Below are 20,454 nucleotides of genomic sequence, written 5' to 3' on the forward strand. Positions count from 1 at the left end.
GCTCAGGAGGCGAGCACCTCGTCGAGCATGGCCTCGGCCTTGTCCTCGTTGGTCTTCTCAGCGAGCGCGAGCTCGGAGACCAGGATCTGCCGGGCCTTCGCGAGCATCCGCTTCTCGCCCGCGGAGAGGCCGCGGTCACGCTCGCGGCGCCACAGGTCGCGCACGACCTCCGACACCTTCATCACGTCACCGGAGTGGAGCTTCTCCAGGTTGGCCTTGTAGCGGCGCGACCAGTTGGTCGGCTCCTCGACGTGGGCTGCACGCAGCACGTCGAACACGCGGTCGAGGCCTTCCTTGTCGACGACGTCGCGGACGCCGACCAGATCGAGGTTGCAGGCCGGGACGCGCACGACCAGGTCCTGCTGGGCGACGATCCGGAGGACGAGGTACTCGCGGTCCTCTCCCTTGATCGTCCGCGTCTCGATCTCCTCGATGACAGCGGCCCCGTGATTGGGATAGACGACCGTTTCGCCAACGGTGAAAGTCATATGTTCAGTTCCCCTTCCTAGGTGAACATTCTAACACGGGTTCGAGGTACCTCCAGCCGCGTTTGCGCAGGTCAGAGGCCATATGCGGGCTTGACAAGTCACCGGTTGCTGTGGTTCGCGCCCCCTGCCGACCCGCCGCTGGGCCATACTGCGGCCCATGCCTCGGGCCCTTGCATCGACCCCGTCGCTGCTCCTCGTCCGGGCAGCCCACCCGCGCCAGGCGCTCGTGACCGCGGCCGCGCTGGGAACCGCCGCCGCCGTCGCCGGACGGCCGCTGCGCGAGGTCGGCCTCGTCGCCGTCACGGTGCTGGTCGGCCAGTCGCTGCTCGGCTGGGCCGACGACCTCACCGACCGGGAGCGCGACGCCCGACGACGCCCCGACAAGCCGCTCGCCTCGGGCCGGCTCGACCCCGGCACGGTGTGGTTCGCGCTCACGTGCGCGGTCCTGCTCGTCGTACCCCTCGCCGTGGCCAACGGGCGCCGCGCCGGGGCGACGTACCTCGCGCTCCTGGTGGTCTCGGCGGTCGGCGACCGGCTCCTGCACGCACGGGCACTGTCGTTCGTGCCGTGGATGGCGAGCTTCGCGCTCTACCCCGCGTTCCTGGCGTACGGCGGCTGGGGCGGGGTCGGCTCCCCGACGCCGCCCACGCCGGTGATGGTCGCCCTGGCGGCAGCGCTGGGGCTCGGCGTCCACGTGCTCCTCGCGCTGCCGGGCCTGGTGCACGACCACGAGGAGGGCGAGAAGTCGTTCCCGATGCTGGTGGCGCTGCGCACCGGCACCCCTCGCCTCCTCATGCTCGCGGGCACGTGGACGGCCCTCGTCGTCGCCGCGATCCTGATCGCAGGGCGGACCGTCGGACTGACCTGAGCCGACGCTAGGCTGTCGGCCATGCGACTCCGATCCCTCGCGACCGCCGCCGCGGTCATCGCTCTCGCCGCTCCGCTGACCTCGTGCGGGTTCAGCTACGCCACCGAGCGCACCTACACCCCCGCCGGCGGCGCCAACAACCGTGAGGGCGTGGTCGACGTCCTCTCCGCCGTGGTCGTCTCCGGCACCAAGGGGTCCGGGACGTTCATCGCGTCGTTCTCGAACAACGACGGCGCCGAGGAGCAGAGCGTCACCGCGATCTCCGGGGTCTCCGGGAGCGACGGCGCGACCATCCAGGCCGCCGAGTTCGAGCCCGTCATGGTTCCGGCCGACGGCCTGGTCAACCTGGCCGAGCCGCCCGCGGACATCGTCCTGACCGGCGAGTTCACCGCGGGTGACGTCGTCCCGCTGGCCGTCGACTTCGGCAACGGCGAGCGCATCCCGCTCAACGTCCCCGTCGTCGCCAACGACTTCGGCTACTGGGAAGGCATGGACGCCTCATGACGCACACGCTCGTCCTGCTCCGCCACGGCGAGAGCGAGTGGAACGCCAAGAACCTCTTCACCGGCTGGGTCGACGTCGACCTCACCGAGAAGGGCCGCGCCGAGGCGGTCCGCGGGGGCGAGCTCCTGGTCGAGGCCGGGCTGCTGCCCGACATCGTGCACACCTCGCTGCAGCGCCGCGCGATCACGACCGCCCACCTGTCGCTCGACGCCGCCGACCGCCACTGGATCCCGGTGAAGCGCTCGTGGCGGCTCAACGAGCGCCACTACGGTGCGCTCCAGGGCAAGGACAAGAAGCAGACGCTCGACGAGTACGGCGAGGAGCAGTTCATGCTCTGGCGCCGCTCGTTCGACACCCCGCCGCCGCCGCTCGACGACTCCTCGGAGTTCTCCCAGGCCGCCGACCCGCGCTACGCCGACCTCGGCGACGAGCTGCCGCGCACCGAGTGCCTCAAGGACGTCATCGCCCGCTTCCTGCCCTACTGGCAGGCCGAGATCGTGCCGGACCTTCAGTCCGGCAGGACCGTCCTCGTGGCCGCCCACGGCAACAGCCTCCGCGCCCTGGTCAAGCACCTCGACCAGATCAGCGACGAGGACATCGCCGGTCTCAACATCCCCACCGGCATGCCGCTCGTCTACCGCCTCGACGAGGACATGCGTCCCACCGTCTCCGGCGGCGAGTACCTCGACCCCGAGGCCGCCGCGGCCGCAGCCGCAGCCGTCGCCAACCAGGGTCGCTGACACCTGGCTCCACCGTCTGAGCGATGGCCCACCCACGTTCCCGGGCGTCGGGACTGTGGCTCCGGCACCGCCCGACGGACGGCAGCGGCGTACGTCAGTCGCGCGGGGGCAGGTCGCCGGTGACGACGAAGACGACCCGGTTGGCCACCGAGACGGCGTGGTCGGCGATGCGCTCGTAGTAGCGGCCGAGCAGGGCGATGTCGACCGCGGCCTCGACGCCGTGCTTCCAGTCGGTGGAGAGCAGCTCGGTGAAGCTGCGGCGCCGCAGCTGGTCCATCACCTCGTCGTCGCGGCCGAGCTCGATGGCCGCCTCGACGTCGCGGTCGACGATGATGTCCCGCACCCGGCGGACCATGTCCTCGGCCGTGCGGGCCATCTGCTCCATGGTCGGACGGAGCTCGTCGGGCACCGCGACCGACGGCACGCGCAGGCGGGCGATCTTCGCGACGTGGACCGAGAGGTCACCCATCCGCTCGAGCTCGCTGACCATCCGCAGCGCGGAGACGATCATCCGCAGGTCGCCGGCCACCGGCTGCTGCAGCGAGAGCAGCGCGAACGCGGTGTCGTCGACCCGTTCGCGGGCCGCGTCGATCGCCTTGTCGTTGCTGATCACCTGGTCCGCGGTGTGCACGTCGCCGCTCAGCAGCGCCTTGGTGGCCTCGCGTACGGCGATCTCGACCTGTCCGCAGATGTCGGACAGGTCGGCGAAGATGCCGTCGAGCTGGTCATGGAAAGCCTCACGCATGTCGGGCACTGTAGGCAGCCGAAGCGAACAGATGTGCGTGCTCGATGAACGAGGGGTGAACACTCCGTGCCGCCCGTCCATCCGGTCAGGACCCACGTCCGCGGTGCGTACGATGTGAGCGTGGATCCGACGACGCAGGCTGCCCTGGCGGCACTCGTCGGGGCCATCGTGGCGGGCGGCGCGGTCCTCGCGTGGCACATCAGCGACCGGCAGCGCCACACGGCGCCCGAGGTGGAGCCGCCCGTCGTCCAGGCGGGTGTCGCGGCCGTCCTGAGCATCCTGCGCTCCAGCGCCGTCGTGGTCGACGAGTCCGACCACGTCCTCAAGGCCTCGGCGCCGGCGTACGCCTTCGGGCTGGTGCGCGGCGACACCGTCCTGCTGCCCGAGCTGCTCGACCTCATCGCGCAGGTGCGACGGGACGGGCAGATCCGCGAGAGCGACATCGACATGCCGGCGCTCGACGGCGGGTTCACCCGCACGCTGACCGCGCGGGTGGCGCCGCTCGGGGCCCGGCTGGTGCTGGCGCTCGTCGAGGACCGCACCCGCGAGCGCCGCGTGGAGGCCGTACGTCGCGACTTCGTGGCCAACGTCAGCCACGAGCTCAAGACCCCGGTCGGGGCGATCCGCCTGCTCGCCGAGGCCGTCACCGACGCGGCGGACGACCCGGAGGCCGTGCAGCGCTTCGCCGGGCGGATGCTCACCGAGAGCGACCGGCTCTCCAAGCTCGTGCAGCAGATCATCGAGCTGTCCCGGCTGCAGGGCCACGACCCGCTCGAGCGGCCCGTCATGGTCGACCTCGACGCCGCGGTCGCGACCGCCGTCGACACCAGCGCCATGGAGGCGGCCGCCAAGCAGATCACCGTGGAGTCCCGCGGCGAGCCGGGCCTGGAGGTCTTCGGGTCCCAGGAGCAGATCGGCGCCGCGATCAGCAACCTCGTCGCCAACGCGGTCGCCTACTCCAACGCGGGCTCGCGCGTGGTCGTCACGACCCGGTCCGAGGGCACCCAGATCCAGATCTCGGTGGTCGACCAGGGCATCGGCATCCCGGCCGGCGACATCGACCGCATCTTCGAGCGCTTCTACCGCGTCGACCCCGCGCGCCACCGCTCGACGGGCGGCACCGGCCTCGGCCTCTCGATCGTCAAGCACGTGGCGGCCACCCACGGCGGCGACATCGCCGTGTGGTCGGTGCAGGGCCAGGGCTCGACCTTCACCCTCACGCTTCCCCACCACTCGGAGCCCGGCCAGGGCACCGGCAGCACCACCACCCCGGTCGAGGTCGTCGCCCCCGTGCGGCCCACCACCGGCACCGATCCCGGACCACGCAGAGCACAGCAGGAGACCAATAGATGACCCGCGTACTCGTCGTCGAGGACGAAGAGAGCTACAGCGACGCCCTCGCCTACATGCTCCGCAAGGAGGGCTACGAGGTGGCGATCGCCGCCGACGGCAACACCGCCCTCACGGAGTTCGACCGCTTCGGACCCGACATCGTCCTGCTCGACCTGATGCTCCCCGGGATCCCCGGCACGGAGGTCTGCCGGCAGATCCGCCAGACGTCGTCGGTCCCGGTGATCATGGTCAGCGCCAAGGACGACGAGGTCGACAAGGTCGTAGGCCTGGAGCTCGGCGCCGACGACTACGTCACCAAGCCCTACTCGCCGCGCGAGCTGGTCGCGCGCATCCGCGCCGTGCTGCGTCGCGGCCAGGAGCCCGACCTCATGCCCGACACCCTCGAGGCCGGTCCGGTCCGGATGGACGTCGAGCGCCACGTCGTGACGGTCGACGGGTCCGAGCAGCGGCTGCCACTCAAGGAGTTCGAGCTGCTCGAGATGTTCCTGCGCAACCCCGGTCGCGTGCTCACCCGGGGCCAGCTGATCGACCGCGTGTGGGGCTCGGACTACGTCGGCGACACCAAGACCCTCGACGTGCACGTCAAGCGGCTCCGCGCCAAGCTCGAGCCCGACCCGGGCGAGCCGAAGTACCTCGTCACCGTGCGGGGCCTGGGCTACAAGCTGGACCTCTGACCGAAGGGAAGAGGCCCAGCGCGCCGGGCTGGGCAGCGACGCACGAGGAACGAGTGCGACGCGTGGCCCAGGCGGATCGAGCAGTCCCGCTGCCGAGGAACGAGGCAGCGGCGGACGTGTCGAGATCTCCGACCTCTGACCGGGTCTCGTGACGGGACTTCGTCCCTCCTCGACCAACGGGCGCGGCGGGATGTCGGCGTACGACGTCCGAAAAGCGCTGGCGGCCAGTCATGACCGTACCTAGCCTTGACTTGTGACGACCACCACCCAGACCGCCGCGAGCGAGCCCACCACGACCTCCCCCGCCGCGTGGCTGCCGGTCGCCGCCGGTGCCGTCACGCTGGTCATGTGGGCGTCGGCGTTCGTGGTGATCCGGCACGTGGCGCACGACGTCAGCCCCGGCGCGCTGGGATCGGGTCGCCTGCTGGTCGCCGCACTGGTGGTGCTGCCGCTGGTGCTGCGCCGCGGGTGGGTGCGCCCCACGCGGCGTGAGTGGACCCTGCTGGCCGCCGGTGGCGTCGGCTGGTTCGGCATCTACAACCTGGCCCTCAACGCGGGTGAGCGCCACGTCGACGCCGGCACCGCCGCGATGATCATCCAGATCGGCCCGGTCATCGTCGCCCTGCTCGCGATCCCGCTGTTCGGCGAGCGGATGCACGCGTGGCTGGTCGGCGGCATGCTGGTCGGCTTCGCCGGCGTCGCGGTCATCGCCCGCGGGTCCTCGACCGACGCTGACGCCAGCCTCCTCGGCGTCGGCCTCGTGCTCGTCGCCGCGGTGATGTACGCCGTCGGGGTGCTGACCCAGAAGGTCCTGCTGCGCCGGCTGCCGTCCGTGCAGGTCGTGTTCGTGTCGTTCCTGATGGGCGCGCTCATCTGCCTGCCCTTCTCCAGCGACCTCCCCGGCATCGTCGCCAACGGAGGTGCCGAGCTCTGGTGGATCATCTACCTGGGCGTGTTCCCCACCGCCGTCGCCTTCACGACCTGGGCCTACGCGCTCACCCACACCGACGCCGGAGCCCTGTCGCTCACGACGTTCCTCGTCCCCGGCATCGCGACGCTCGTGGCGTGGCTGACCATCAACGAGGTGCCGCCCACCCTCAGCTTCGTCGGCGGCGCGCTGGCCATCGTCGGCGTGCTGATGACGCGCCGCAAGCCGCGGGTGGCGCGCTAGGCCTCGAGCCAGCCCCGGAAGGCCTCGAGGTTGCGGGTCGACTCGCCGCGGGAGATCCGCCACTCCCACTCCTTGCGGATGGACGTGGCGAACCCGAGCTCGAGGATGGCGTTGAACGACTCGTCGGCGTTGGCGAGCACGGAGCCGAGGATGCGGTCGAGCTCGTCGGGGTCGACCGAGGCCAGCGGCAGCCGCGCCTCGAGGTAGATGTCGCCGTGGCGGTCCACGGCGAACGAGACGGCGTACATCCTGAGGTTGCGCTCCAGCAGCCAGCGGTGGACCCGCGCGTGGTTCTCGTCGGGGTTGCGGCACACGAAGGCGTGCACGCCCAGCGCGTGCGCGCCGACGTCGAGGCGCACGGGCGTCTGCAGCTTCTTCTCCCCCGGCAGCGTGAGCGAGAAGCGAGCGCCCTCGACGCCCTCGCGGGCGGTCTCGTCGTGCTCGATCTCGTTGGCGGCGAGGTAGTCGCGGACGGTCTCGACGGCCGTCGCGGTGGCGGACGACGAGGGGGCGCTCATGACGCCATCTCAGCACGCATGCGCCCGCTGGCGCGCTCGTAGGCGTCCAGCGTGCGGGCGGCGGTGAGCTCCCACGAGAAGTCCTGCGCGTGGGCGACGGCACCGCGCCCGAGCCTCTCGACCAGCTCCGGGTCGTCGATCAGGCGGCGCAGGCTGGCGGCCCAGTCGCGGGGCTCGTGGGTGTCGACGAGGATGCCGCTCACGCCGTCGCGCACCACCGTGGTGAGACCACCGACCGCGGCGGCCACCACCGGGGTGCCGGTCGCCTGTGCCTCGACGGCGACGAGGCCGAACGACTCGTTGTAGGACGGGACCGCGACCGCGGTGGCGGCCGACGTCCACACGGCCAGCTCGGCCTGGCTGACCGGCGGGACGAACCGCACCACGTCGTTGATGCCGAGGCCGGTCGCCAGGTCGGCCAGGGCCGTGGGGTGCTCGAGCCCGGAGCCGGACGGCCCGCCCACCACGGGTACGACGAGTCGGTGCCGCAGGGACGGGTCCTGCTCGAGCAGCACCCCCACCGAGCGGAGCAGCACGTCGGGTGCCTTGAGCGGCTGGATCCGGCCGGCGAACAGCAGCACAGCCGCGTCCTCGGGCAGGCCGAGCTCGCGGCGGGCCTCCGCGCGGCCACGCGGGGCGAAGACGGAGAGGTCGACGCCGGGGTGGATCACCTCGACGGCGTCGGGGCTGGCGTCGTAGAGGTCGATGAGCTGGCGGGCCTCGGTGTCGGTGTTGGCGACGAGGAGGTCGGCGGCCTCCACCACCTGCTCCTCGCCGATGACGCGGGACAGGGGCTCGGGAGTGTCGCCGTCGGCCAGCGCCTCGTTCTTGACCTTGGCCATGGTGTGCATCGAGTGCACGAGGGGGACGTTCCACCGGTCCCGGGCCAGCGCGCCGACCTGGCCGGAGAGCCAGTAGTGGGAGTGGACCGCGTCGTAGTGCCCCAGGGGCTGCATCGCCTCCGTGCGCAGCACCTCGCGCGCGAAGGTGCACAGCTGTCCGGGCAGCTCGCCCTTGGTGAGCCCTTCGAACGGGCCGGCGGCGACATGTCGGACGAGCACCCCGTCGGCGGCCTCGACGACCTGCGGCAGGGAGGAGGACGTGGCCCGCGTGAAGACGTCGACCGCGATGCCCTGGGCTGCCAGGCGTCGCGAGAGCTCGATCACGTAGACGTTCATCCCGCCGGCGTCACCCGTCCCGGGCTGGTCCAGCGGTGAGGTGTGCAGGCTGATCATCGCGATCCGCTCGCCCACGTTGCCTCCTCGAGACATCGACTGCGTGCCCCGGTCAGGGCACCTCAGGCACAACCCCGAGAGGTCGCGGAGGATTCCCGCCGGTCAGCGGGCGTGCGCACCGGCCGGGCGCCGGCTGGTCGAGCGGCCCCGGCCACGCGCCAGCGCGAGGCCGCCGAGGACCACGGCCACGACGCCCCAGAAGCCGTCGTACCACGTCGTGGCGTCGGGCCGGAACGCCTCGATGACCGACAGCGCAAGAAGGGCGGACGCCACCCCGACGACGGCGCGCACGGCCACGGCGTCGCCCTTCACGAGCGTGGTGCCGAAGACGGCCGACGCTGCCATGAGGCACGCGAGGCCGATGACGTGCAGGAGGAAGAGGACGGAGCCGTCACCGCCGCCGAGCAGCGCGTGCAGGATCCACAGCACGCCGCCCAGGAGAGCGAGCGACGCAGCGAGCTTCGCAGGAGGCATCGGACGAGTGTGCCACGTCTCACCCCGATGGGCGGTCCTGGGGCCGTCGAGCGGGGCCCTCAGGGCTCGTCGGTCCCCTGGTGGAATCGCTGCTGCCACTGCCCGCCGGCGCGCACCCAGAGGCTGCTGCGCAACGTCGACCGCTCGTCGGCCAGCGCGCGCCAGAGGAGCAGGATCGTGTCGCGGTCGACCCGCTCGACGGACACCACGTCGAGGGTCACCGGCTCGATCGGGCCGACCTCGGCGAGCAGGTCCTCGCGGGTCCACAACCGGCCCGAACGCCCGACCTCCTGCCACTGCGGATGGAGCAGGGCCGCGACGGCGGCCCGGTCGCCGCGCACCTCGTCGCCCAGCAGCGCCCGCTCCATGGCGATGACGTGCTCCTCGTCGGTCGACTCGACCTGGCGGGCCTGGTCGGCGAGGTCGCTGAACAGGTCGGGCTCCTGCTCGACCTGCCCCACCGTCGCGGCGGGGTGGGCGGTGCTGCTGCCCGCGAAGCCCGGCCCGGCAACGGGCTCCACGCCGCGCTGGTAGGCGGACGCGGCGGCGTTGGCGCGCCTGTCGGCCGCCTCGTTGAGCTCATGGCCGGCGTGGCCCTTGACCCACTCGAAGCGGACCCGGTCGCGCCGGCCGTCCATGGCGGCGTCCAGGGCCTTCATCAGCTCGACGTTGAGCACCGGCTTGCCGTCGCTCTTCTTCCAGCCCTTGCGCTTCCAGCCCGGCATCCACTTGGTGACCGAGTCGATGACGTACTTGCTGTCGCAGAACACGTGCAGCTCGTCGTCGACGTGCGCCGTCTGCTGGAGGAGGTCGAGGACCGCCATCAGCTCACCCATGTTGTTGGTGCCGCGCGGCCAGCCGCCGGACGCCCAGCAGTCGTCGTCGACGTACCACGCCCAGCCGGCCGGGCCGGGGTTGCCGAGTGCCGAACCGTCAGCCGCCGCGAAGATCACCCCGACATCTTGTCAGCACGGGATCTTGGCAGGATGGGCACATGAGCATCGACAGCACGCAGCCCCGCACCGCCGTCGTGACCGGCGCCTCCAGCGGCATCGGTGCCGCGACGGCCCGCGCCCTGGCGACGGCGGGCTTCCGCGTCGTCTGCGCTGCCCGCCGCACCGACCGCATCGAGGACCTCGCCGCCGAGATCGGGGGCGAGGCCATCACGTGCGACATCACCGACCAGGCGTCGGTCGACGCGCTCGCCGCGGCGGTGCCGACCTGCCACGTGCTGGTCAACAACGCCGGCGGTGCTGTCGGGGTCGACCGGGTCGACGGGGCCGACGTCGACGCCTGGCGCTGGATGTACGACGTCAACGTCCTCGGACTCGTCCGGGTGACCAAGGCGCTGCTGCCCGCACTTCGCGCCAGCGGCGACGCGGTGATCGTCAACGTCGGGTCGACGGCCGGGCGCTGGGCCTACGAGGGCGGCGCGGGCTACACCGCGGCCAAGCACGGCGTGAAGGTGGTGACCGAGACGCTGCGGCTCGAGCTCAACGGCGAGCCGGTGCGCATCAGCGAGGTCGCCCCCGGGATGGTCCGGACCGACGAGTTCTCGCTCGTCCGCTTCGACGGCGACCAGGAGAAGGCCGACGCGGTGTACGCCGGCGTCGACCAGCCCCTGCTGGCCGAGGACGTCGCCGACGCCATCGCATGGGTGGCCACCCGGCCCTCGCACGTCGACATCGACGAGCTGGTGATCAAGCCGCGTGCCCAGGCTGCGGCACACAAGGTCCACCGCAGCTGAGTCGTGGAAGACTGCCGCGCGTGAAGACCATCGGACTCGTCGGCGGCATGAGCTGGGAGAGCAGCGCGGTCTACTACCGCGACCTCAACCTCGGGATGCGGGAGCGCCTCGGCGGGCTGTCCTCGCCCAGGCTGGCGCTCACGACGGTCGACTTCGCGGAGGTCACCCACCTCGAGGACGACGAGCGCTGGGACCAGGTGGGGGCGCTGCTCGCCGACGCCGCCCGCGGGGTCGAGCGGGCGGGTGCCGACTTCCTGCTGCTGTGCACCACGACGTTCCACAAGGTCGCCGACCAGGTCGAGGAGGCCGTCGGCATCCCACTGCTCCACCTCGGAGACGTCGTGGCGGAGGCCGTCAAGGCCGCGGGGGTCGAGACCGTCGGGCTGATCGGCACCAAGGTCGCGATGTCGGAGTCGTTCTTCGTCGACCGGCTGGAGGCCCACGGCCTCTCGGTCGTGGTCCCCGACGCCTCGCACCACGACTTCCTCAACGACGCGATCTACGAGGAGCTCGTGCACGGTGTCGTGCTGCCCCGCACCCGCAGCCGGGTCGTGTCGATCATCGAGGAGCTGTGGGACGCCGGCGCCGGCGGCGTGCTGCTCGGGTGCACCGAGCTGGAGCTGCTCGTCAAGCAGGCCGACGTCGAGCTGCCGGTCTTCCCCTGCACCACGCTGCACGTCCAGGCCGCGCTCGACGAGGCCCTCGCTGACGGCTAGAGCGGCCGGGCGTACGCCGTCGCGAGCCAGCGCAGGCTTGTCCACGCGGGCGAGAGCAGGTCGGTCGCGCCGGCCGACGCCGGCAGTCCGACCCGGAGCACCTGGGAGCGGGCTCCCTCGGTGCTGACCAGCAGCTCGTCGCCGGCGAGGGCGACCCCCTCACCCTGGTCCTGGTCGGGCAGCTCCCACGACTCGACGCCCTGCCACGACGGGAACGCCGACAGGTGGGCCGCCGTGTAGGTGCGCATGACCACCCCTCCCCCGCCCGGCAGGAACGTGGCGTCCGTGACGAGGCCGGGCGCCTGGCCGACCTCGGTCAGGCGGTTGGGTCCGTCGGGGCGCAGCCGCTGCGGCGCGGCGTACACCGTGCCGGCGAAGACGCCCTTGGTGACGAGGAAGAGCTGGCCGGTCACGGGGTGGCTGAGCAGCGCCTCGGCGTCTCGCGCGCCGTCGGGGTAGACGAGCTCGTAGGCCTCCGGAACGACGTCGCGGTCGCCGCGTCCGACCGGCACCCGGAGCACCGACACCGAGGCGCGGGCGTGCTGGTTGTCGCCGATGTCGGCGACCCACACGCGGCCGGGGCCGGCGGGGGCCAGGGCCTCCACGTCCTCGGGGTCGGTCGCCCACCTGGTGACGCCGACCGTGGCGCCCGTGCTGGGGTCGACGGCGAAGACCCGACCGGAGTCGCCGGAGTCGTTGGTGGTGACGACCAGGCCGTCCACGGCAACCAGCCCGCTGGACTCGACGATGTCGCGGTCGGTGAACCGGAAGGCCACCTCGTCCGTCGCGTCCGGGACGCCGGCAGCGGCACCGAGGAGGAACGGGACGGTCACGACCACACGCAGCAGCAGATGCGTCCCCTTCACCCCGACACCGTAGCCGCGGGCCGTCCGTCGTGCCCGGACGACCGTTCGCCGCGTCTCCTCCTCAGGTGTGGGGACAGGTCAACCACCTGTCCGTAACGTGACGGGCGTCTCTCTCGGGAAAGGAGATGCGCATGTCGCGTCTCGACAAGCAGGCGATCGTCGCCCAGCCGGGTTACAGCCGGTGGCTGATCCCACCCGCCGCGCTCGCGGTCCACCTCTCCATCGGCCAGGTCTACGCCTTCTCGGTCTTCAAGAACTCGCTGGTCGCCAGCTTCGACACCAGCCTCACCGCGATCGGCTGGGTGTTCTCCCTCGCCATCGTGATGCTCGGCCTGTCCGCCGCGGTGCTCGGCACCTGGGTCGAGCGCTCGGGGCCGCGCAAGGCGATGGTGGCAGCCGCGGCCTGCTGGGGCACCGGATTCCTGGTGGGCGCGGCGGGCATCGCGACCGGCCAGCTCTGGCTCCTCTACCTCGGCTACGGCGTCATCGGTGGCATCGGACTCGGCATCGGCTACATCTCTCCCGTGTCGACGCTCATCAAGTGGTTCCCCGACCGACCCGGCCTCGCCACCGGCATGGCGATCATGGGCTTCGGTGGCGGCGCACTCATCGCCTCGCCGTTGTCCAACAAGCTGATGTCGGTGTTCGACCCCGACTTCGTCCCGACCGAGCCCGGCGCCGTGGCGTCGAGCTCCGCGCTGGCGCAGACCTTCGTCACGCTCGGCATCGTCTACACCGCGTTCATGCTCGTCGGCGCCGCGCTGGTCCGAGTGCCGCCCGGCCACGGCGACGACAGCACGGCCGAGCACTCCCCCGGTAGCAACGGTGCGCTCGTGCGGGCCTCGGAAGCCATCCACACGCCGCAGTTCTGGCTGCTCTGGGTCGTGCTGTTCTGCAACGTGACCGCCGGGATCGGCATCCTGGAACAGGCCGCACCGATGATCCAGGACTTCTTCCGCGAGAACGGCGAGAGCTCGATCTCCGCGGCCGCCGCCGGCGGCTTCGTCGGTGTGCTCTCGCTGGCCAACATGCTCGGCCGGTTCGTCTGGTCGAGCCTGTCGGACCGTATCGGGCGCAAGCCCACGTATGTCATGTACCTCGGTGTCGGCCTGCTGCTCTACCTGTTGCTCGCCCTCATCGGCAGCAGCTCGACCCTCGTCTTCGTGTCCTTGGCCGCGGTGATCATCTCCTTCTACGGCGGAGGATTCGCGACCGTTCCTGCGTACCTCAAGGACCTGTTCGGCACCCTCGAGGTCGGAGCCATCCACGGACGCCTGCTCACGGCGTGGGCCGCCGCCGGGGTGGCGGGACCGCTGATCGTCAACGGCATCCTCGACACCGTCGGCGAGCCGGGCAACCTCGTCGCCGCTGACTACCGCCCCGCGCTGCTGACCATGGTCGGGGTGATGGCGGTCGGCTTCGTCGCGAACCTGTTGATCAAGCCCGTGGACGAGAGCCACTTCGACGACGAGGCCCACACCGCCAACGAGCAACGCATCACGACCCGGATGGAGGCCACCCGATGAGCGACGACCTGACCCGCACGGGCACGACCGCAGAGACCACGAGCCCCGTCCTGGTGGCGCTGGCGTGGGCCCTCGTGGGGGTGCCGCTCGCCTACGGCCTGTGGCAGACCCTGGTGAAGGCGTCGGCGCTCTTCACCGGCTGAGCGCAGGCGGGTCGAGCAGCTCCCCGAGCCGGGGCCGGACGCCCCAGGCGGCGAGCAGGTCGTCGTACTCCCGAGCGGCGTCGGAGCCGTCGGCACCGGTGCGCACGGCTCGCAACAGCGTGTTGCGCGGGGTGTGGGCGCTCTCGACGAACTCGACGACCTCGACGCGGTAGCCCTCGCGGCGCAGCAGCACGGCGCGCAGCGCGTCGGTGAGGGTGTCGGCGAAGCGCTCGCGCAGGATGCCGTGGCGGGTGAGCATCCCGTAGGGCTCGGGCACGTCCGTCGTGCGGAGCTGGGCGGCGATGTCGTGGTGGCAGCACGGGGCGGCCAGGACCAGCGGAGCCTGCCACTCCAGCGCCCGCCCGAGGGCGTCGTCGGTCGCGGTGTCGCAGGCGTGCAGGGCGAGCACGACGTCGGGCGCCTGCTCGAGCCGGGCGTCGGCGATCGACCCGACGACGAAGTCGGCGTCGATACCCAGGTCGGCCGCGACGCGCGCGTTGTGGTCGGCGGACTGCTGCTTGACGTCGACGCCGGTGACCCGCACCGGGAGCCGGTCGGACAGGTAGGCGTGGGCGGCGAACGTGAGGTAGGCGTTTCCGCAGCCCAGGTCGACCACGCGCAACGGGTCGTCGGCGGTCGGGGTGCGCACCCGGCCCTGCGCGACGGCCTCGGTGAGGCTCGCGTCGAGGAGCCGGACGAACTCCTCCACCTGACGGTACTTTGCCTGCCGGGTCGGCTTGACCCGCCCCTGGGCGTCGCTGATCCCGAGCGCGACGAGCACCGGGTGGTCCTCGGCGAGCAGCCGGTCCTTGGGCCGGTCGTGGCCCCGGGACGGCGCGACCTCGCCGGCGCGCGTCGAGGTGTGCAGCAGCGGCACGCCCTTCTTGGTCACCCGCAGCTGGTGGGTCTCGGTGGCGGTGTCGACGTGCCAGTTGGCGAACGGCTCTGCGAGCAGCGCGTCCACTGCTGCTTCGGCCGCCTCGCCCACCAGGTGGTTGGTGGTGTGTGCCTGCGTGGCGTCGTACGACGTCACCTGCAGGTGGCGCCCGGCCCGCAGGTCGACGACCCGCACCTCGACGCGACGCACCTCGCGTCCCTCCACGACGGGGGCCGGCTTGCCCTTGCGCCGCCCGCTCGCGAGCGCCCGCACGAGGTGGTCGGCGTCGAGGATCGCCGAGCGTACGGTTGCGAACCCCGCCTCCGGAGGAGTGCTCACAGGACGGCGGCGAGGACGACGATGAGGATGAGTGCCCCCAGCGCCACCGGGATCACGAGTCGACGGTGGCGGGGGTTCATGCCCTCATCCTAGTGACCGGCAGGGCGGCCACTCATTCCTCGCGCGTCGCCGCCCGGGCGAGGGTCACCAGTGCTCGAGCGACTCCCGGAACACGGTGGCCAGGTCCTCGGCCCTGACCTCCACCGGTGCGGTGGCGAGCAGGCGCTGCTGCTTGAGTGCCCCCTCGACCAGGTCGTCGACGTCGGCCTGACCGAAGCCGATCTCGGCCAGGCCGCTCGGCAGGCCGACGTCCCGCATCAGCCCGCGCAGCACGTCGGGGAGCGGCTCGCCGGTGCCGCCGAGGAGTTCGGCCGCGCGGCGGTGGCGCTCGGGCGCGGCGTCGTGCAGGAACGCGAAGGCTGCGGGCGCGGTCATCACGACGGCCATCCCGTGCGGGACGATCGGCTCGTCCGCGGGGTAACCCTCGGGTCGGTAGTCGCGGACCCGGCCCGCGATCGGGTAGGCGCAGGCGTGCGGGACGTGGACGCCGGCGTTGCCGAAGCCCAGCCCGGCGAAGGTGGCGGCGAGGGCCATCTGCTCGCGCGCCTCTGCATCGGAGCCGTCGCGGACCGCGCGACGGAACGCTCCGGCGAGGAGCGACAGGGACTTCTCGGCCCACATGTCGGCGATGGGGTTGGCGCCGCAGTAGGGCACCCGCTGCTCGGGCTGCTTGGCGTCGAAGTCGGCGAACCACCGCGCCGTCCAGCTCTCGAGCGCGTGGCAGAGGATGTCCATGCCTGCCGACGCGGTCACCATCGCGGGCTGCGTCATGGTCAGGTCGGGGTCGACGACGGCGAGGGTGGGCCGCAACCGGGCGTGGGAGATGCCGGTCTTCACCGCGAGCGCCAGGACGTCGAGCACGCAGATGGTGGTCGACTCGGCTCCGGTTCCGGTGGTCGTCGGAACGGCGACTAGCGGCAGGAGCGGGTGCTCGGGCGCCCGGCCGCCGCCGACCGGCGCGTTGACGTAGTCCATCAGCTCGCCGGGGTTGGTCAGCATGAGGTCGACCGCCTTGGCGGTGTCGATGGACGAGCCGCCTCCGACCGCCACCACGGCGTGGAAGGGACCGCTCCCGCGAGCCGCGGCGACGGCCGCCTCGAGCGAGGCATCGGTCGGCTCCACACGGGCCTCGGCGTAGACCACCACCTCGAGGCCACGCGACCGCATGCCGTCGGCGACCCGCTCGGGGTGCCCGGTGGCCGCGACACCGGGGTCGGTGACGAGCAGGACCCGCCGCGCCGCCTCGCCCCTGACGTCGCGGCACAGCTGCTGGACGTCCCAGCCGATCTCGTCGCTGGCGCCGCGTCCGAACTTCAGCCCGGGCGCGGCGTAGGTGAAGACGCTCTCAGTCACGCTCTGCTCCCAACGCGTAGGTGACGACGTCGAGCACGTCGACCTCGCCCGTTGCGATCTGCGTCGTGGGCACCCACGCGACAGCGTCGGTGGTGCCGTCCGTCTCCACCACCCGGGGCTCCCCGTCGGCGACGCTCGCCCGGTAGACGAGGTGCACGCCGTGGTAGTCCTCGATCCGCCCCGACGGGGCGGTGCCGGAGAAGTGGGTGTCGTGCACGCCGAGCAGGGGGCCGACCTCGCACGGCAGCCCGCACTCCTCCTCGACCTCGCGGGCCAGCGCGACCGACGGGTGCTCGCCGTGGTCCACGCCCCCGCCTGGCAGCGTCCACCGACCCGGGTGCGCGGCGGTGGGCGAGAGCCGGGTCAGCAGCACCTCGTCGCCGTCTCCGGCGCACCGGGTGACGACGGCGTACGCCGCGACGCGCTGCAGCCGGAACGGCTGGTGGTCGACGAGCGCCTCGGTCACCACGGACGACACCGGGACGGCGCCCGCGGCGACGTCGTCGAGCGCCTTCCAGGCGGCCTCGACCGTGGAGCCGTCGACCTCGACCACCCGCGGGGCGGGCGCGTCCGGGGGCACCCAGCCCTCGTAGACCAGCCGGATCGCGTGGGCGTCGACGAGCTGCCCGTCGCGCGGCGAGCGGGGCATGTGGGCGCTGTAGACCCGGGCCCGGTCACCCACGGTGGCGTGGAGGCCCGCCTCCTCGTGCACCTCGCGGATCAGGGCGTCGCGCGGGTCCTCGCCGTGGTCGACGCCGCCGCCCGGAAGGGTCCACAGCTCGGAGCGGGAGACGCGCGGCGCCAGGCGGCTCAGCAGGATCTCGACCCGACCGCCGCGCTCGCGGAGGATGACGGCGTACGCCGCCACCCGCTGTCGCCTCGGCAGGGATCCCATGCGCCCAACCTAGTGAAGTACGGTGAGCGCCGTGCCCCCCGCGTCCCGAGATCCGTGGCTCGACAACGTCAAGATGGTCCTGATCACGCTGGTCGTCGTGGGGCACTCGATCGGGCTCGTCGAGGCCAGCGCGGGCAGCCACTGGGTCTACGACTTCATCTACCTGTGGCACATCCCGGCCTTCGTCTTCGTCAGCGGCTACCTCTCCAAGTCCTTCGAGTGGGACCGCCGCCGGATGAAGAGCCTGCTCTACACCCTCCTGATCCCCTACCTGCTGTTCGAGCCGGCCCTGTTCTACTACCGCCGCGGGGTCGTCGGCGAGGGCGTGACGGGTCCGCTGTGGATCGAGCCGCACTGGACCATGTGGTACCTCATCGTGCTGCTGATGTGGCGCCTGATCACCCCGATCCTCAAGCTGCACTGGCTCTTCCTGCCGCTGTCGGTGATCGTGAGCCTGGTCGGCGGGGTGTGGGACACCGAGGCGCTGATGATCCCGCGCTTCCTCGGCCTGCTGCCGTTCTTCGTGCTCGGCCTGCACCTCAAGCCCCGTCACCTCGCGCACCTCGACGACGTGTGGGTGAAGGTCGCGGCGGTGCCGATGCTCATCGGCATCGGGATCATGGCGGTCTACACCGACACCTGGGCGGAGTCGGCGCTGCTCTGGTACGACACCGGGTACTCCGAGATCCCGATCGACAACGAGATCGTCTTCCAGACCCGCCTCACCGTGATGATGGTCGGCCTGCTCGGCGCCTTCTCCGCGATGTCGCTGGTGCCGCGGCGCAACCTCGGCTGGTTCACCACGATGGGCACCGCCACGATGGTCATCTACCTGTTCCACGGCTTCGTCATCAAGACGTTCCTGGCGCTGGGCTGGCCGGACTTCACCGCCTCCTACCCGACGCTCGGCCTGGTCCTGACCGTCATCGGCGCAGTCGGCCTCACCTTCTTCCTCGCGTGCCCGCCCGTGCGGCGGGTGCTCGAGCCGTTCACGAACCCGCTCGGCTGGCTGGAGGCGCACCGCCGGTCCCGGGCTGGCTCGGCCCCCACGTCGGTCTGACCGCGGCGCGCGGCACCACGTCGAGGTGGGCGGCCTCGACCCGGGTCGGTGCGTGCCCGCCCAGGTGTGCGGGGTACCACGGCGCGTGCTCGTCGGGCCGCGGCCGGTGGTGCGCCAGCTGCTGGAGCTCCTCGAGCTGCTCGGTGAGCACGGCGCCCAGCCGGTGCGTCCACGACGTGAGGTCCTCGTCGGGGGCGATCGTCAGTGGCGGGCCGAAGCTGACGTCGATCCGACGACCGCGGGTGAGGTCGGGGCGCGGCTCGCGACCGCGCGCGTCGGGCACGCCGACCGAGTAGACGCGCTGCGCGCCCCACAGCGCCACGGGGACGACGGGGACCCCGGTCTCCCGGGCCAGGCTCGCCACCCCGCGCATCAGCGACCGGACGGTGTAGGAGTAGCTGATCCCCGCCTCGGGGAACGCACACACCGCCTCTCCGTCGCGCAGCAGCCGGCGCGCCGCGACGTACGCCCCGGCCGGGGCCTCGCGGTCGACCGGGACGTGCCGCATGGCGCTCATCGCCCGGGCCACGCCGGGCAACTGCCACACGTCGTGGCGGGTCATGAACCGGATGTAGCGGCCCGAGGACCGGGCGGCGTCCTGCACGAACATGAAGTCCGGGTAGGACACGTGCGTGGCCGCGAGGAGCACGGGCCCCTCGGTCGGCACGTGCTCGGCACCGAGGCCGGTGACCTGCATCCCGAGCGCACGCATGCCGGCCCTCCCGAGCGCGACGGCCGCCCGGTAGGTGTGCTCGCGGCTCACGCGAACGGTGGCCGGGCGTCGCGCGCCATCGACCGGCGGCCCGCCCAACGCCAGACCCGTGCCGCGCGGTCGCGGTCGGCGTCGTCGACGAGGTTGCCCATCCAGCGCAGGGCAAGCGTCATCAGCCAGTCGGAGCGCATCCCGGCCGGGCCGAGCGCGGCCACGACCTTCGGCTGGGTGGCGATCCCGGCGAGGCGGCGGGCGATGGAGAACGCCTCGCCGTAGTGCTCCACCAGCGTCGAGCGCCAGGCCTCACCGAGGCCGACGCCGCTCGCGATGTGCTCGGCGACGAGGCGGCCGGTCTCGAGGCCGTAGTCGATGCCCTCGCCGTTGAGCGGGTTCACGCACGCGGCGGCGTCACCGATGAGGGCCCAGTTGGGGCCGGCGACGTTGCTGACCGCGCCACCCATCGGCAGCAGCGCCGAGGTCGGCATCCGCAGCTCGCCCGAGAGCCCGAAGTCCGCGCCGATCGTGTCGGCGTAGGTCTGCATCAGGGGCTTGATGGCGACCTCGGTGGGCCGCCGGCTGGTCGCCAGCGTGCCGGCGCCGAGGTTCACGGTGCCGTCGCCGAGCGGGAAGATCCACCCGTAGCCCGTCACCAGCTCGCCCTGGTCGTCGCGCAGCTCGAGGTGCGAGCTGATCCACGGGTCGTCGCTCAGCTCCGAGTCGACGTAGGAGCGACCGGCCACCGCGTAGACGGTGTCGCGGTGCCACTCGCGCCCGAGGAGCTTGCCGAGCGGCGATCGGACGCCGTCGGCCACGACCAGCCACCGGCAGGCGACCTCGTAGGTGCCCTCGGCGTCGCGCAGCTCGACCGCCGCGACCCGCTCCCCCTCGCGTCGTACGCCGACCGCGCGGGCGCCGTCGACGGCACGCGCGCCACTCTTGATCGCCACCGTCCGCAGGTGGTCGTCGAGCTCGGTGCGGGCGACGGCCGAGCCCCAGTCGGGCAGCGAGCCGCCCGGCCACGGCAGCAGGAGGGTCTGGCCGAAGCCGTGGGCACGCAGCCCCTCGTTGACGGTGTGGGCGCGCAGCCAGTCCTCGAGACCCAGCTTCTGCATCTCGCCGATCGCGCGCGGGGTCAGCCCGTCACCGCACGTCTTGTCGCGCGGGAACGTCGCCGCGTCGGCCAGCACGACGTCGAGCCCGGCACGGGCGGCCCACGCCGCGGCGGCCGAGCCGGCGGGGCCGGCGCCGACCACCAGCACGTCGGCGGAGGTGGGGCGCGAGGAGGGGGTCGTCACGGCGGGATTCTCTCAGAGGACGTCCACCGCCCCGGCATCGATGGTCGAGGAAGGCGCGCCGCGCCTGTCGCGAGACCCCGGCCGGTCGTGCCGCC

The 20,454-nt window shown here is 72.2% G+C and carries 23 protein-coding genes; 11 read left to right on the forward strand and 12 right to left on the reverse strand.

The genetic code is table 11. The annotated features are described in order from the left end of the window. Positions 1-2: 2 nt before the first annotated feature. Entirely contained in the window at positions 3-488 is a 486-nt protein-coding gene (locus JOD65_RS21910) for a CarD family transcriptional regulator (protein ID WP_191194532.1), read from the reverse strand. Between the two features lie 157 nt (positions 489-645). On the opposite strand from JOD65_RS21910, the gene JOD65_RS21915 reads away from it, so the two are divergent. The 3 genes from JOD65_RS21915 to JOD65_RS21925 are packed head-to-tail and all read left to right on the forward strand — an operon-like array spanning position 646 to position 2,600. Beyond that, positions 646-1,356, forward strand: coding sequence for a UbiA family prenyltransferase (locus JOD65_RS21915; RefSeq protein ID WP_191194531.1), 711 nt, complete (start codon positions 646-648; stop codon positions 1,354-1,356). A 21-nt stretch (positions 1,357-1,377) separates the two neighbouring features. Then, the gene (locus tag JOD65_RS21920; protein ID WP_191194530.1) at positions 1,378-1,860 is read left to right on the forward strand and encodes a hypothetical protein; all 483 of its coding nucleotides are present in this window, start codon (positions 1,378-1,380) and stop codon (positions 1,858-1,860) included. After that, the gene (locus JOD65_RS21925) at positions 1,857-2,600 is read left to right on the forward strand and encodes a phosphoglyceromutase (RefSeq protein ID WP_191194529.1); all 744 of its coding nucleotides are present in this window, start codon (positions 1,857-1,859) and stop codon (positions 2,598-2,600) included. Before JOD65_RS21920 ends, JOD65_RS21925 begins: the two co-directional genes overlap by 4 nt. 94 nt (positions 2,601-2,694) lie before the next feature. Here the strand turns inward: JOD65_RS21925 and phoU are convergent, their stop codons facing one another. Beyond that, entirely contained in the window at positions 2,695-3,345 is a 651-nt protein-coding gene (phoU, locus tag JOD65_RS21930) for a phosphate signaling complex protein PhoU (protein ID WP_191194528.1), read from the reverse strand. A gap of 120 nt (positions 3,346-3,465) precedes the next feature. Between phoU and JOD65_RS21935 the strand changes: the two genes are divergently transcribed. The 3 genes from JOD65_RS21935 to JOD65_RS21945 all read left to right on the forward strand — a co-directional run bounded on the left by JOD65_RS21935 (position 3,466) and on the right by JOD65_RS21945 (position 6,543). After that, on the forward strand, positions 3,466-4,698 hold the full coding sequence (locus JOD65_RS21935; protein ID WP_191194527.1) for a sensor histidine kinase: 1,233 nt from the start codon (positions 3,466-3,468) through the stop codon (positions 4,696-4,698). Continuing rightward, a complete protein-coding gene (locus tag JOD65_RS21940) occupies positions 4,695-5,372 on the forward strand; it encodes a response regulator (RefSeq protein WP_191194526.1) in 678 nt (225 codons plus the stop codon). The genes JOD65_RS21935 and JOD65_RS21940 overlap by 4 nt, the downstream gene beginning before the upstream one ends. A 253-nt stretch (positions 5,373-5,625) precedes the next feature. Next, positions 5,626-6,543: a DMT family transporter gene (locus JOD65_RS21945; RefSeq protein WP_191194525.1), complete on the forward strand. Its 918-nt coding sequence runs from the start codon at positions 5,626-5,628 to the stop codon at positions 6,541-6,543. Here JOD65_RS21945 and JOD65_RS21950 read toward each other — a convergent pair. From JOD65_RS21950 to JOD65_RS21965, 4 genes are all read right to left on the reverse strand, one after another. Then, positions 6,540-7,061, reverse strand: coding sequence for a type III secretion system chaperone family protein (locus JOD65_RS21950; protein WP_191194524.1), 522 nt, complete (start codon positions 7,059-7,061; stop codon positions 6,540-6,542). The genes JOD65_RS21945 and JOD65_RS21950 overlap by 4 nt on opposite strands. Continuing rightward, positions 7,058-8,314, reverse strand: a complete 1,257-nt coding sequence (gene mshA, locus JOD65_RS21955) for a D-inositol-3-phosphate glycosyltransferase (RefSeq protein WP_307821336.1) — start codon at positions 8,312-8,314, stop codon at positions 7,058-7,060. The genes JOD65_RS21950 and mshA overlap by 4 nt, the downstream gene beginning before the upstream one ends. Before the next feature lie 84 nt (positions 8,315-8,398). Beyond that, the gene (locus JOD65_RS21960) at positions 8,399-8,770 is read right to left on the reverse strand and encodes a hypothetical protein (protein ID WP_191194522.1); all 372 of its coding nucleotides are present in this window, start codon (positions 8,768-8,770) and stop codon (positions 8,399-8,401) included. 59 nt (positions 8,771-8,829) lie between these two features. After that, a complete protein-coding gene (locus tag JOD65_RS21965) occupies positions 8,830-9,723 on the reverse strand; it encodes a ribonuclease HI family protein (protein ID WP_191194521.1) in 894 nt (297 codons plus the stop codon). A 41-nt stretch (positions 9,724-9,764) separates the two neighbouring features. On the opposite strand from JOD65_RS21965, the gene JOD65_RS21970 reads away from it, so the two are divergent. Further along, a complete protein-coding gene (locus JOD65_RS21970) occupies positions 9,765-10,517 on the forward strand; it encodes an SDR family NAD(P)-dependent oxidoreductase (protein ID WP_191194520.1) in 753 nt (250 codons plus the stop codon). 20 nt (positions 10,518-10,537) lie between these two features. Beyond that, positions 10,538-11,233 carry an aspartate/glutamate racemase family protein gene (locus JOD65_RS21975; RefSeq protein ID WP_191194519.1) on the forward strand — a complete coding sequence of 232 codons (696 nt, stop codon included), beginning with the start codon at positions 10,538-10,540 and terminating at the stop codon, positions 11,231-11,233. Here the strand turns inward: JOD65_RS21975 and JOD65_RS21980 are convergent. After that, the gene (locus tag JOD65_RS21980) at positions 11,230-12,099 is read right to left on the reverse strand and encodes a hypothetical protein (RefSeq protein ID WP_191194518.1); all 870 of its coding nucleotides are present in this window, start codon (positions 12,097-12,099) and stop codon (positions 11,230-11,232) included. The genes JOD65_RS21975 and JOD65_RS21980 overlap by 4 nt on opposite strands. Before the next feature lie 131 nt (positions 12,100-12,230). On the opposite strand from JOD65_RS21980, the gene JOD65_RS21985 reads away from it, so the two are divergent. Both JOD65_RS21985 and JOD65_RS21990 read left to right on the forward strand, forming a co-directional pair. Then, complete coding sequence (locus JOD65_RS21985) at positions 12,231-13,625, forward strand: OFA family MFS transporter (RefSeq protein WP_224747160.1); 1,395 nt, start codon at positions 12,231-12,233, stop codon at positions 13,623-13,625. Further along, on the forward strand, positions 13,622-13,768 hold the full coding sequence (locus JOD65_RS21990) for an MFS transporter small subunit (protein WP_191194516.1): 147 nt from the start codon (positions 13,622-13,624) through the stop codon (positions 13,766-13,768). The genes JOD65_RS21985 and JOD65_RS21990 overlap by 4 nt, the downstream gene beginning before the upstream one ends. Here JOD65_RS21990 and JOD65_RS21995 read toward each other — a convergent pair. The 3 genes from JOD65_RS21995 to JOD65_RS22005 form a co-directional block, all read right to left on the reverse strand. Further along, the gene (locus JOD65_RS21995; protein ID WP_191194515.1) at positions 13,758-14,984 is read right to left on the reverse strand and encodes a class I SAM-dependent methyltransferase; all 1,227 of its coding nucleotides are present in this window, start codon (positions 14,982-14,984) and stop codon (positions 13,758-13,760) included. The two genes, JOD65_RS21990 and JOD65_RS21995, sit on opposite strands and share 11 nt — an antisense overlap. A gap of 144 nt (positions 14,985-15,128) precedes the next feature. Continuing rightward, the gene (locus JOD65_RS22000) at positions 15,129-16,397 is read right to left on the reverse strand and encodes a hydroxyacid-oxoacid transhydrogenase (protein WP_191194514.1); all 1,269 of its coding nucleotides are present in this window, start codon (positions 16,395-16,397) and stop codon (positions 15,129-15,131) included. Beyond that, a complete protein-coding gene (locus tag JOD65_RS22005) occupies positions 16,390-17,292 on the reverse strand; it encodes an NUDIX domain-containing protein (protein ID WP_191194513.1) in 903 nt (300 codons plus the stop codon). Before JOD65_RS22005 ends, JOD65_RS22000 begins: the two co-directional genes overlap by 8 nt. A 31-nt stretch (positions 17,293-17,323) precedes the next feature. On the opposite strand from JOD65_RS22005, the gene JOD65_RS22010 reads away from it, so the two are divergent. After that, positions 17,324-18,352 (forward strand): acyltransferase family protein, encoded by a 1,029-nt coding sequence (locus tag JOD65_RS22010; protein WP_191194512.1) that lies wholly within the window; start codon positions 17,324-17,326, stop codon positions 18,350-18,352. Here the strand turns inward: JOD65_RS22010 and JOD65_RS22015 are convergent. Further along, positions 18,282-19,115, reverse strand: a complete 834-nt coding sequence (locus JOD65_RS22015; RefSeq protein ID WP_191194511.1) for a lysophospholipid acyltransferase family protein — start codon at positions 19,113-19,115, stop codon at positions 18,282-18,284. The two genes, JOD65_RS22010 and JOD65_RS22015, sit on opposite strands and share 71 nt — an antisense overlap. After that, positions 19,112-20,359 (reverse strand): geranylgeranyl reductase family protein, encoded by a 1,248-nt coding sequence (locus tag JOD65_RS22020; protein WP_191194510.1) that lies wholly within the window; start codon positions 20,357-20,359, stop codon positions 19,112-19,114. The genes JOD65_RS22015 and JOD65_RS22020 overlap by 4 nt, the downstream gene beginning before the upstream one ends. Positions 20,360-20,454: the final 95 nt, after the last annotated feature.

Source organism: Nocardioides cavernae (assembly GCF_016907475.1).
Lineage (GTDB): Bacteria > Actinomycetota > Actinomycetes > Propionibacteriales > Nocardioidaceae > Nocardioides > Nocardioides cavernae.

What these genes read in the sequence shown, in the direction of transcription:
- JOD65_RS21910 (WP_191194532.1), bottom strand. Translation starts at nt 488, where the DNA reads ATGACTTTCACCGTTGGCGAAACGGTCGTCTATCCCAATCACGGGGCC.
- JOD65_RS21915 (WP_191194531.1), top strand. Translation starts at nt 646, where the DNA reads ATGCCTCGGGCCCTTGCATCGACCCCGTCGCTGCTCCTCGTCCGGGCA.
- JOD65_RS21920 (WP_191194530.1), top strand. Translation starts at nt 1,378, where the DNA reads ATGCGACTCCGATCCCTCGCGACCGCCGCCGCGGTCATCGCTCTCGCC.
- JOD65_RS21925 (WP_191194529.1), top strand. Translation starts at nt 1,857, where the DNA reads ATGACGCACACGCTCGTCCTGCTCCGCCACGGCGAGAGCGAGTGGAAC.
- phoU (WP_191194528.1), bottom strand. Translation starts at nt 3,345, where the DNA reads ATGCGTGAGGCTTTCCATGACCAGCTCGACGGCATCTTCGCCGACCTG.
- JOD65_RS21940 (WP_191194526.1), top strand. Translation starts at nt 4,695, where the DNA reads ATGACCCGCGTACTCGTCGTCGAGGACGAAGAGAGCTACAGCGACGCC.
- JOD65_RS21950 (WP_191194524.1), bottom strand. Translation starts at nt 7,061, where the DNA reads ATGAGCGCCCCCTCGTCGTCCGCCACCGCGACGGCCGTCGAGACCGTC.
- JOD65_RS21960 (WP_191194522.1), bottom strand. Translation starts at nt 8,770, where the DNA reads ATGCCTCCTGCGAAGCTCGCTGCGTCGCTCGCTCTCCTGGGCGGCGTG.
- JOD65_RS21970 (WP_191194520.1), top strand. Translation starts at nt 9,765, where the DNA reads ATGAGCATCGACAGCACGCAGCCCCGCACCGCCGTCGTGACCGGCGCC.
- JOD65_RS21985 (WP_224747160.1), top strand. Translation starts at nt 12,231, where the DNA reads ATGTCGCGTCTCGACAAGCAGGCGATCGTCGCCCAGCCGGGTTACAGC.
- JOD65_RS21990 (WP_191194516.1), top strand. Translation starts at nt 13,622, where the DNA reads ATGAGCGACGACCTGACCCGCACGGGCACGACCGCAGAGACCACGAGC.
- JOD65_RS22005 (WP_191194513.1), bottom strand. Translation starts at nt 17,292, where the DNA reads ATGGGATCCCTGCCGAGGCGACAGCGGGTGGCGGCGTACGCCGTCATC.